The organism is Zymobacter palmae, from assembly GCF_003610015.1.
Taxonomy (GTDB): domain Bacteria; phylum Pseudomonadota; class Gammaproteobacteria; order Pseudomonadales; family Halomonadaceae; genus Zymobacter; species Zymobacter palmae.
Map to the genome: position 1 here is coordinate 2,523,193 of NZ_AP018933.1, position 11,369 is coordinate 2,534,561.

The 11,369-nt window shown below is 60.0% G+C and carries 7 protein-coding genes; 2 read left to right on the plus strand and 5 right to left on the minus strand.

Translation table 11 applies throughout. The features are described from left to right. The first annotated feature begins 88 nt into the window (after positions 1-88). Positions 89-1,381, plus strand: coding sequence for an oligosaccharide MFS transporter (locus ZBT109_RS11185; protein ID WP_027706180.1), 1,293 nt, complete (start codon positions 89-91; stop codon positions 1,379-1,381). Continuing rightward, a complete protein-coding gene (locus tag ZBT109_RS11190) occupies positions 1,378-2,952 on the plus strand; it encodes a glycoside hydrolase family 32 protein (RefSeq protein ID WP_051524207.1) in 1,575 nt (524 codons plus the stop codon). Before ZBT109_RS11185 ends, ZBT109_RS11190 begins: the two co-directional genes overlap by 4 nt. A gap of 139 nt (positions 2,953-3,091) precedes the next feature. On the opposite strand, the gene ZBT109_RS11195 is transcribed toward ZBT109_RS11190, so the two are convergent. The 5 genes from ZBT109_RS11195 to ZBT109_RS11215 all read right to left on the minus strand — a co-directional run bounded on the left by ZBT109_RS11195 (position 3,092) and on the right by ZBT109_RS11215 (position 11,327). Further along, complete coding sequence (locus ZBT109_RS11195; protein ID WP_051524206.1) at positions 3,092-4,498, minus strand: carbohydrate porin; 1,407 nt, start codon at positions 4,496-4,498, stop codon at positions 3,092-3,094. Positions 4,499-4,560: 62 nt separating this feature from the next. Beyond that, complete coding sequence (locus tag ZBT109_RS11200; protein ID WP_027706178.1) at positions 4,561-5,319, minus strand: alpha/beta fold hydrolase; 759 nt, start codon at positions 5,317-5,319, stop codon at positions 4,561-4,563. Positions 5,320-5,383: 64 nt separating this feature from the next. After that, on the minus strand, positions 5,384-8,290 hold the full coding sequence (glnE, locus tag ZBT109_RS11205; RefSeq protein ID WP_027706177.1) for a bifunctional [glutamate--ammonia ligase]-adenylyl-L-tyrosine phosphorylase/[glutamate--ammonia-ligase] adenylyltransferase: 2,907 nt from the start codon (positions 8,288-8,290) through the stop codon (positions 5,384-5,386). Positions 8,291-8,403: 113 nt separating this feature from the next. After that, a complete protein-coding gene (gene pta, locus ZBT109_RS11210) occupies positions 8,404-10,041 on the minus strand; it encodes a phosphate acetyltransferase (protein ID WP_267878434.1) in 1,638 nt (545 codons plus the stop codon). A gap of 89 nt (positions 10,042-10,130) precedes the next feature. After that, positions 10,131-11,327: an acetate/propionate family kinase gene (locus tag ZBT109_RS11215; protein WP_027706175.1), complete on the minus strand. Its 1,197-nt coding sequence runs from the start codon at positions 11,325-11,327 to the stop codon at positions 10,131-10,133. Positions 11,328-11,369: the final 42 nt, after the last annotated feature.

The following is an 11,369-nucleotide window of genomic DNA, read 5'->3' on the forward strand; positions in this document are numbered from 1 at the left end:
CTACGACCATGGCGCAATGGCGATACATTCCGGCTTCAATTACCGTGGCATCCTCCGTGAGAACACGCTCCCAAATGGTAAGCAACCGATGAAATCCCCGGCTCGCAGCAGTTACTACCTCATCATCAGCGCATTGCTGTTCCTATTCTTCTTCGCCTGGTCTTCTACCTACGCGCTCTACGCGAGCTGGTTGGAAAAGGTCATGGGCATTGATGCATCCACACGCGGCTTCATCTTCATGGCCAACGGGATCGCAGCACTTATGTTGCAGCCTGTCTACGGCATGCTGCAGGACCGTCTGGGGACGTCCAAGAAACTGCTGACGTGGGTCGGTCTGATGCTGGTGCTGTGTACTCCGGCCATGGCGTACGTCTTCCCGCCGCTGATGAGCGCATTTCCCATCGCGGGCATGGCATTCGGCGCGCTCTATATGTCTCTGGCCATGTTCGCCGGTGTCGGCGTTGTTGAGTCCTATAGCGAACGCATGGCGCGCAGTAAGGGCTTTGAATTTGGGGGCGCTCGTCTATGGGGCTCCATCGGTTGGGGCGCAGGGTCTGTCGTTGCGGGCTACTTCACCATCAACCAGAACCTGCCGTTCTACGCCTGTTCCTTCGCCGGTATCGCCTTCCTTGTCATGCTGGCTCTGCTGAAGAACAACACGGCACCGAAAGAAGAGAAGAAATACGCCGTACAGGCCACCTCCTCGCTCGGCCAGAGCTTCGCACTGTTTGCACAGGGCAACTTCTGGAAGTTCACGTTATTCCTGTTCGGTGTCAGCGGTCTGTACTTCCTGTTTGATCAGCAGTTCCAGAACTACTACAGCGCGATGTACAACGAGCAGACGCTGACCGCGAGCGGGCAGCAAGCTTACTCGTGGCTGCTGGCCGCACAAACGCTGACCGAAGCGGTCTGCCTGCTGGTCGCTCCGTGGGTCATCAACCGCATCGGTTCGCGCAACGGGCTGATCCTGTGCAGCGCTCTAATGAGCCTGCGCGTCTTTGGTTGCAGCCAGATTTCCAACGTGTGGTTCCTGTCTGTCTGCCACCTGATCCGCGGTATTGAGATTCCGGTTCTGCTCGTTGCCGTCTTCAAGTACATCAACAGCGTGTTCGACTCCCGTTACTCGTCTACCATCTATCTGATAAGCTTTCAGTTCGCGCAGCAGTTCTATTCCATTTGTTTCTCTGCCGCGACGGGTTATGCCTTCGGTGCATACGGCTACCCGAGTACCTATTTCGTTCTGGCGATCAGCGCTATGGTCTTTACAGCATGGGGTATCTTCATGCTGCCGCGCGCACGCCAGGATCAGGACTCAGGCATAACGCCTGAAAAGAAAGCTGCTTCATCTTCCAACTCTGCTACAGGGGCTCAGACGGCATGACTGACACTCTGCAAAAACAGCGCATCGAAGAAGCACTCGAAGCACTGAACAAGAATTGCGCCAGCACGGATCGCTCCATGTACCCGGGCTTCCACCTGGCACCGCCTAGCGGCTGGATGAACGACCCGAACGGCGTCATCTACCACCAGGGCTACTACCACGTCTTCTATCAGCATCACCCGCTGTCTCCTGAAGAAGGCAAGCTGATGTACTGGGGCCACGCGCGCTCCAAGGATCTGTGCACGTGGGAACACCTGCCGATCGCACTGGCACCGAGCATCGAAGAAGACAAAGACGGCTGCTTCTCTGGCTGCGCTGTCGTCAACGACAACGATGAGCTGTGCCTGATCTACACCGCTCACCGTTGGGGTGGCGCATGGGGCGACGACAGCAAGGTCCTCGAAGTTCAAGCGATTGCCACCAGCAAAGACGGCATCCACTTCGACAACAAGCAGGTCGTGCTGAGCGAACCGCCGCTGCCCGAAGTCACGCACTTCCGTGACCCGCGCGTATGGCGTGAAGGTAACGACTGGCTGATGATCATCGGCTACCGTACCGATGATAAAGACGGCAAAGGTGTCGGCAAGGTCGCGCTGTACCGCAGCACCGATCTGTACAACTGGACGTTCGAGTCCACGCTGGCGGAAGACGACGAGCTGCTGCCGCCGGGTAAACGTTCCTACATGTGGGAATGCCCGGACTTCTTCCCGCTCAACGGCAAGCACGTGCTGCTGATGTCGCCGCAGGGTCTGGAAGACGAGAACAAAGAACGCTTCCTGAACCTGTTCCAGAACGGCTGCATCATCGGTACGTTCAAGGACGGCAAGTTCACGCGCGAAACTGAATTCGAAGAACTGGATTTCGGTCATGAGTTCTATGCAGCACAGCACATCGACGGTCCGGATGGTCGTACGCTGCTGATCGCTTGGTTCGACATGTGGGCTAACGACAAACCGAGCCAGAAACACGGCTGGGCAGGCATGATGTCGCTGCCGCGTGATCTGCACATCGAAGACGGTCTGGTTCGCATGACACCGTCCCCCGAGCTGGTAGGTCTACGTGCCAACGCTGAGCCGACCACGATCGACACCACTGCTCTGAAAGACGGTGAAGAACGCAGCCTCGAGATCACCGATGGCCCGCTGCAGGAACTGCGCGTCGAGATCGACCTGAAAGCCACCGATGCACAGGAATTCGGTCTCGAATTCCACGTCGACAAGGCTACCGGTGCCAGCACGCGTCTGTACGTTGACCGCAAGCTGAACCGTCTGGTGCTCGACCGTGAACGGACCGGCAACAGCCCGGCACAGTCCGCATTCAAGCGCACCTGCAAGCTGCCGGAAGGCGATGTACTGAGCCTGCACATCTACCTCGACCGTCCGTCGATTGAAGTCTTCATCGGCAACGAGAAGAGCGAAGGGCTGTACAGCATGAGCTCCCGTACCTTCCCGAACCCGGCACAAAAAGATGCGCACCTGTTTGCTAAAGGCGGCAGCCTCGCGCTGAAAGACTTCAAACGCTGGACGCTGAAAGACACCTTCCACTTCGAACCGCTGAAATACGGCGCATAAGCGAAGATAGAAAGACAAAGAAGCCGCCCCAAGGGGCGGCTTCTTTTATATCTAAAGCGGTTATCTTCGTACAGATTCTCTCAAAAAAATGCCACCTCGTGACGAAGGCGGCATTTTTGTTCGTACATAGCACAGCAGATCAAAGGAAGTACTTGAATCTCAGCCTTACCCCATACGCGTCATCATGTGTCTGGGCACTAAAGCGGCTGTAGTAGGTTCCCACCAACATATTGAAGCGGTCGATATCGAACACGTTGCTGAACTGGTAGGACGTGTACAGGGTGTCGATATGGTATTTGCTGCCATCGGGGTCATCTTTGGACCAGTCGATGTCGTTGTATGAGTGGATATACCCCAGCCCTAAGCCGCTGTAGACCATGTTGGCGCCGACGGAGAGGTCGTTTTCATCAAGGGCATCCAGATAAGCCACGTTGAAGTTCAACTGGAGGTCCTGATCGCTATAGCCCAGCGTGGTGGCATAGCCGGTACGGTCGCTGACATCGTTGCCGCGGGTATCGACGATGGCGTCATGCACGAGGTTCTTCTCTACACCACCCGCCACACGCCATTTCGGTGCGAACTGCCAGGCCAGCACGGGGCGCAGCAGCACGGTACTTTTGCTGCGGTCGGTGTCGAGAGCCACACCGTGGTAGGTCTTGCTGCCGGTATAGCCGGTGTCGAACAGGTCGGTGCGGTCACCCACGACGCTTGAAGTTTCGAAGTAGACGTTGCCGAACTGACGCGACACCATCATCTGCCCAGCGCTGCCGGCACGACCACGCCCTTCTTTTGCCTGATAGCTGTAACCAGCGCCATCTTTGTAGAGGTTGTTGGCGGTATCGCCGCTGTAGCCGAGGAACGTGTCGGCACCTACCGGGAACAGGTCATAGGCTTCGTAGCGGCCCACGCGGGCGCTCCAGCCATTGCGCTGCCCGAAGGCGAACCAAGCATCATCCAGCCCGACGCTGCCGGAGGTGTCCATCAACGGCTGGATGCGGAAACTGGCGAACTTGTCGCCGTGGGTGCGCGAGCCTGCTGCTTCGAACATGATGCGACCATCCTGCCCAAAGTGATGATGGTCACGATGGTGGTTGATGTCATCGTTGCCGAACACCAGGTTGCCCGTATCGGCATCGCTGTTGGCATTGATGTTCAGCTCAACATCCCCGCTGAAGATCAGCGCATTGCCGTGGCTATTCACGACGCGATACTGGTGTTCCGGTGCTGCCGACGACGGGTTAGCATCCACAGCCGTGGCGGGCTCCTGTGGGGTACCTGCATCGACGGACACGCCCTGCCCGGCGCGTACGGCCTGAGTGGGTGTGGCCGCTACAGCAGAGGCAGATACCGCTGGGGCAGTGGTGTGCGCTTCGCGGGCCTGCTGTTCGGCGACGGTGACGCGTGCTTCAAGGCGGCTGACTTCGGCCTTGAGTGCCTGCAGTTGCTGTAACAGTTCGGCACTGGTGTCGGCATGCGCGCTGAAGGGGATCAGAGCGGCACCCGCCAGCAATGCGCTCAGCGGGCCGTAAAACGTCCTGTTGACCATGAGAGTGATGCAATCCTTATCGAGGGCGTGGTCGTCAGCACACGCCCTGCCCTCTCTTGGTATCAGGAAGCGTGTACAACAAAATCGTGAATGACATCGCTGAGGCGCTCGGGGGTTTCCATCGGCAGAAGATGCCCGGCGTCTTCGATGACGTCGATACGGGGAGCCGTGAAGAAAGGCGCCACCATGCGTTCCTGCAGCGCAAGCGGCAGGGTCGGGTCTTTTTCGCCAACGACAATCAGCGTCGGCAGCGACAGTTCACCCACACGTCCGGACCAGTCTTCGTCAGCACCGGCCGTCGGCCAAGCCTTCCACGCCGCGCGATTGCCTCGCATGGCATCATCGACGGCGCGCTCGAAGACAGCTTCCGGTAACGGGTGTGCACAGGCGCTTTCGATGAATCGCACGGCTCCTGTACGGTCTCCTGCATAATGCGCCTGAAAGTCGCGGTCTTCGCGGCGGTCAGGTTGTGGTGCCAGCGGAGAGGAAGCCACCAGCACCAGCGCACGCAGCCAGTCGGGGGCCTGATCCGCGATGATCTGCGCAACCTTGCCCGTGAACGAGTGGCCAATCAAAACGACACTGGACAATGACAGGGTATCAACGGTGTCGATCACCAAGCGGGCCATCGACGCCATGTCGAAGCCGCGCTGTCGATCGTTAGCCTCGCCGAAGCCGGGCATGTCTAAGGCCACACAAGGGTGATAACGGCTCAGGATGGCCTGGGATTCAGTCCATTCGCGGCGCGAGCTGCCAAAAAAGTGCATCAGCACCAGTGTCGGCCCGCCATTGAGTTCGCCAGAACGTGTGAAGGAAAGCATCCGAAGACTCCTTGTCTCATGGGGATGCTTTCAGCGTAGACACTTCACTATCGGCCTGCGTCGCTCACTCCAACAGTCGCTGCCAGATGTGGCGTACCGTGGCGCGGTGTTCGTCCAGTGCTGGCAACTGTGCCTGTACATCTTTATCCATCAGCAGCGCTGTGGCATGGACGCTCTGACGATAGTCAATCAGGATGCGATGAAGCACCTGCGCCTCTTCACTCGTCAGTATGCCGCACGTCGCCATCGTCTCTAGCAGACGCACGTTGTCCGTCCATTCCACCAGTGAGGGATAGCGCGCCCCGTAGGCGAGCACCGCATACTGCGCCATGAACTCGATGTCGATCAATCCGCCTTTCATCCGCTTGACGCTGCCATGCGTTTCATGATGCGCCAGCATCTTCTCGCGCATGGCGACAATCTCCTGCCGTACGAGTTCAGGATCGCGCGGCTGGCTCAGCAGCGCATGACGCAGCTGAGTGAAGCGTTCGCACAGCGTGGGGGTACCAGCGACCGCCCGTGCCCGCACCAGTGCCTGCTGCTCCCACAGCCATGCCTGACGCTGCTGGTAATCTTCAAACGCGGTCAACGATGAGACCAGCAGCCCCGAGTTGCCCGACGGCCGCAGCCGCATATCAACGTCGTACAACACGCCACTGGGGGTCATTGCTGTCAGCAAGTGAATAATGCGCTGGCCCAGGCGGGTCATAAACACGGCATTGTCTAGCGCCCGATGGCCGCCGATGGTTGTTCCCTGCGGATCGGCATCATGCAAGAACACCAGATCTAGATCGGAGTCGTAGCCCAGCTCAATGCTGCCCAGCTTGCCATAGCCCACGATGATGAAACCGGCGGGTTCACCGTCCTCGCGCAGTGGTTCACCATGGCGCGCGGCCAGCGTACGTCGTGCCATCACCAGCACACGGCGCAGCAGCACTTCCGCCACAGCTGTCAGGGCATCGCTGACCTGCATCAGCGAGCGCAACCCAAACAAATCAGAGGCGGCAATGCGCAGCATCTGGGCATGCCGGAACTGCCGCAGCGCTTCAAGCTGCGCCTCTTCATCTTCCAGCGGCAGCCGGTTGAGGGTTTGATCCAGCTCGGCGTCCAGATCCGCGGGGGTGACTCCGGTATCGAGCAGCGAAGGGTCCAGCAGTTCATCCAGCAATACCGGATAGCGGGCCAGCCGCTCAGCCGTCCACGGGCTAGCCGCACACAGCAAGATCAGCTGATGACGAGCCTTCGGGTTCTCCCACAACAACGCCAGATAGGCGGTGCGTCGCAGCACAGCCTCCACCAGCGCAAGAACGCGGGGCAGCACCTTATCATGAGGCAGCGCCTGCGTGTAGCGCGCCAGTGCATCGTGTCCTTGAATGCTCACCACTTCTTCGAGCAGCGATGGCATCAGGCGATCCAGCCGTTCACGCCCGATTGCTTGCATCTGTCCGACCGCTCGCCCATCCGCCAGCGTACGGATGTAATGCCACGCCTGCGTGGGCGACTCATAGCCCGCCGCCTGCAGTAGCGCTTCCGCTTCCGGCTGATCGAGCAGTCCTTCCCACAATGCCTGCCACGGGCTGTCGTTGCTGCCATCGTCGCTTTCGGGTTCTACCTCATCAGGCGACGTGATCAAGGCCATGAAGGCAGCATGGACGCGCTGGCGTACCTGTGCCAGCGACTGCATGACCGCCGCCCAGTTCGGCGCGTTCAGCATCACGGCAACGCGCAGACGGGTTGCATCGTCATCAGGCAAACGCTGCGTTTGCGCATCGTCGACGGCCTGTAGGGCATGCTCCAGCGTGCGCAGCCAAGCATAGTCGTCCTGTAGCGTGCTCACCTGCTCGGCGGGGAGTAGACGCTCATCAACCAACGCGGTCATGGCCTGCCGCAGCGAGGGGGTCTGAAGGCGGACGTGCCGCCCACCGTGGATCAGCTGACCGGCCTGTACGATAAACTCGACTTCGCGGATCCCGCCCTCCCCCAGCTTGATGTCCTGCTCACGCCCTTGACGCCGCACTTCACGCTGAATGCGCTGCTTCATATCCCGCAGCGCGTCGATCACCCCGAAGTCGATATAACGGCGATAGATGAAAGGACGCAGCGTCGCCAGCAGTTCATAGCCCGCGGCAATGTCCCCGGCCACCGGACGCGCTTTGATCAGCGCATAGCGTTCCCATTCACGCCCGTGCTGTTGGTAGTAACGCTCCAGCGATGCAAAGCTGCCCACCAACGGGCCACCATCGCCGAACGGCCGCAGGCGCATATCGACGCGGAACACTTGCCCGTCCTCGGTCACGGCATCCAGCGCGCGGATCAGTGCCTGCCCTAAGCGCGTGAAATACTCCTGATGCGACAGCGAGCGTTTGCCTCCAGTGGTGTCACCGCTTTCGCTATAGGCCATGATCAGATCAATGTCGGAAGACAGGTTCAGCTCACTCGCCCCCAGCTTGCCCATACCCAGCACCACCAAACGCGGCACCTGCCCATCAACGGCCTGTGGTCGCCCCCAGCGCTCGCTCAACGCCTGTTCGAGCCAGCCCAGCGTCTGTTCAAGGACGGTTTCCGCCAGCCATGAGGCTCCTGCCGCCACCTGCCATGCCGACGCATGCTGGTTGACTTGCTGCCAGAGCAGCCGTAGCTGACACGCATGCCGGAACTCACGCAGCGTACAATAGAGGCCAGCGTCATCGCTCACTCGCGCGATACGCTGGGCCAGATCCGCCTTCATCGCCGCGTGGTCGAGCGGTACCCACAGTGGATCTCCCAGCAACCACGGATGACGGCTCAGCGCACGATCAACGAAACGTGATGTGGCCAGTAGCCTTAACCAACCTTGGCGCTGCTCATCATCAAGTGCAATGTGGCGGGCATTCTCGGCACAGGCGGCAAGGTGCACGTCAAGGCGCGCTTCGGCGTCATGAAACAGCGTGGCTGTGGATGGCACTTCATGAGAAGGGGGTGTGGATAACATGACGGCAGGCTCCGGAAGCGACGGTCATCGCCCAGTATACCCATCCTTACCGCCATAAAAATGCCAACGGCCCGAGACGGGCCGTTGGCAGCATGACGATGACGCACTCGCACTCAGGGCGTGGTCTGCGCCTGCACAGCGGTCAGAGCGATGGTGTACACGATGTCTTCGATCAGCGCACCGCGTGACAGGTCGTTGACCGGCTTGCGCAGCCCCTGCAGCATCGGGCCAACCGCCAGCACCTGCGCCGAACGCTGCACGGCCTTATAGGTGGTGTTACCCGTATTAAGATCGGGGAACACAATCACGTTGGCGCGACCGGCAACGGCGCTGTCGGGTGCTTTCTGACGCCCTACGCCAGGTACAGTGGCTGCGTCGTACTGCAGCGGACCATCCAGCACCAGATCCGGGCGTTTTTCCTGAGCGACAGCAACGGCCTGACGCACTTTGTCTACCGCCGGGCCACTGCCGGAGGTGCCGGTAGAATAGGACACCAGTGCCACTCGCGGTGACAGCCCGAAGGCCTGCGCAGAATCGGCGGACTGCATAGCGATTTCAGCCAGCTGTTCGACGGTGGGATCAGGTGTGATCGCACAGTCGCCAAACACCATGACCTGATCAGGCAGCAGCATGAAGAAGATACTTGAGACCGTTGAAGAACCTTCGGCCGTTTTGATGAGTTGCAGTGCCGGGCGCACGGTGCTGGCGGTGGTATGCACGGCACCAGAAACCAGCCCATCGACATCATCTTCGGCCAGCATCATCGTACCCAACACCACGGTATCTTCCAGCATGTGGCGTGCCTTGTCAGGCGTCATGCCTTTGTGGCTACGCAGCTCGACCAGCGGCGGTACATAGCGTTCGCGAATGTCATCAGGATCGATGATTTCAATGCCTTCCGCCGGCAGCGTCAGCCCTTCCTGCTGAAGCGCCGCGTTGATGGCATCACGCTTGCCGATCAACACGCAGGTCGCGATGCCGTGTTCGGCACAGTGAATGGCTGCATGCAGCGTGCGCGGTTCGTCCCCTTCGGGCAGTACGATGCGCTGACGCGAGGACTGTGCCTTGCGCAGCAGGCGCTGGCGAAACATCGACGGCGTCAGTGGCGTTTCACGCGGGAAGGACAGCGCCGCCTCAAGCGGTGCCAGCGAGACAGCGGCGGCGATATCATCAACTGACGCGGTGCTCAAGCTACTGGCGATCACCGGCAGCCTATCGCCCAGCACGGAGGTCAGTGTGGTTGGCACCACCAGGTCGCTGGAGACCAGCACGCCAATCAGGTACGGGCACTGGCGTGCCAGCAAGGTGCGGCTCAGCGTGAGTCGCGCGGCAATATCAGATGCGCTGTCGTGACTACCGTCTAGCGCCAGCACCAGCCGTGCGCCCACGCTCTGGGCCAACAGGCCATTCAGCGAGATAGGCAGGCGGCCATCACTGTCAATCTGAACCCCTTCGATCAACACGATATCGACACTGTCTACGAGCTCGTCGACGCGCGCGACCAGCGTTTCCTGCAACGTCGACAGTTCATCCTGTATCAGCAGGGTCTCGACATCGGCTTGCGTCATCAACGGTGCCAGCGTGCCACCCAGCGCCTGCTGCTGTTGTTCGGTGGGCTCTCCCGTCAGCACAACCGGCTTGAGATAGCCCAGGCGGTGTCCCGCGGACGTCAGTGCCTTTGCCAGCCCCAGTGTCTGGGCGGTCAGTCCCGCATTGCGCCCAGCGGGCGCGACATACACGATCAAGCTCAAGGTCATCTCCTCGGTTCTTTGCCAACGGGTATCCCATACCTGCCTAGGACGCCCGCACAGATTCATCGGGACACCGCAGCCACCGCCGCTCAGCCAATCAGTTCGGCAGTGCTGCGCGCAATCATCAGTTCCTCATTGGTCGGAATGACAGCGACCAGCGGGCCATTCGTACCTTCTGGGCTGATCACGCGGGTGCAGCCCATGGCCGCGTCGTTGCGCTCCGCATCAACGGCTACGCCCAGCAGCGCCAGTCGTTTGGCGGTCGCGGCGCGCAGCGTTGGGGCATTCTCACCGATGCCGCCAGTAAAGATCAGTGCATCAAGGCGCGGGAAGTTAGTCGCCAGCCCCCCCAGCAGACGTGCCAAACGATGCACGGTCACGCCTAGCGCCAGCTGCGCCTGTTCGTGCCCTTCCGCCGCGGCGTCACGCACCGTGCGATAGTCGGAGGACAGTCCTGTCATACCGATCAGGCCGCTTTTCTTGTTCAGCAGATCATCAAGCTCGTCGATTCCCATACCGGTCTGGCGTGCGATATGGAAGATTGCACCGGGGTCGATATCACCAGAACGGGTTCCCATGACCAGACCTTCCAGCGGGGTCATACCCATAGTGGTATCGACGCTGCGCCCATTCTGCACCGCCGCGACTGACGCGCCGTTACCCAAATGAGCCACCAGAATGTTGTGATCCTCCGGGTCGAGGTTCAACAGCTCAACCGCCTGCCGCGCAACATAGTCATGACTGGTGCCGTGCGCACCGTAGCGGCGCACACCATATTCGGTGTAGAAACGCGGAGGAATGGCGTAGCGATAGGCAGACGGCGGCATTGTCTGATGGAAGGCCGTATCGAACACGGCGACCTGAGGCAGCCCCGGGAACGCCTTTCCAGCGGCCCGAATGCCCATCAGGTTGCTGGGGTTGTGCAGCGGTGCCAGCGAGCAGAGCGCTTCAATGCCCGCTTCAACCTCGGGCGTGACCAGTACCGGGCGGTCAAACAGTTCGCCACCATTCACAACGCGGTGGCCGACCGCGATCACGCTGTCTCGCCAGCCCAGCGCCTCAAGATGGTCCAGCAGCAGCGCAATAGCCTCTTCGTGCCCGCCGTTGGGCAGGCCGAACGTTGTCTTTTCGTTCCCTTGCTTGATCGTTACGGAAGCATTGTCCATCCCTAGACACTCTACCAGCCCGGACAGCCAGGTTTGCGTACCTTCGGGTGACAACAGAGCGAATTTCAGCGATGAACTACCACAGTTCAATACCAGAATACGCTGAGCGTCATGTGCCATCTCTTTAACTCCTGCAAACTGCAATCGTAATCGTGATGAAAT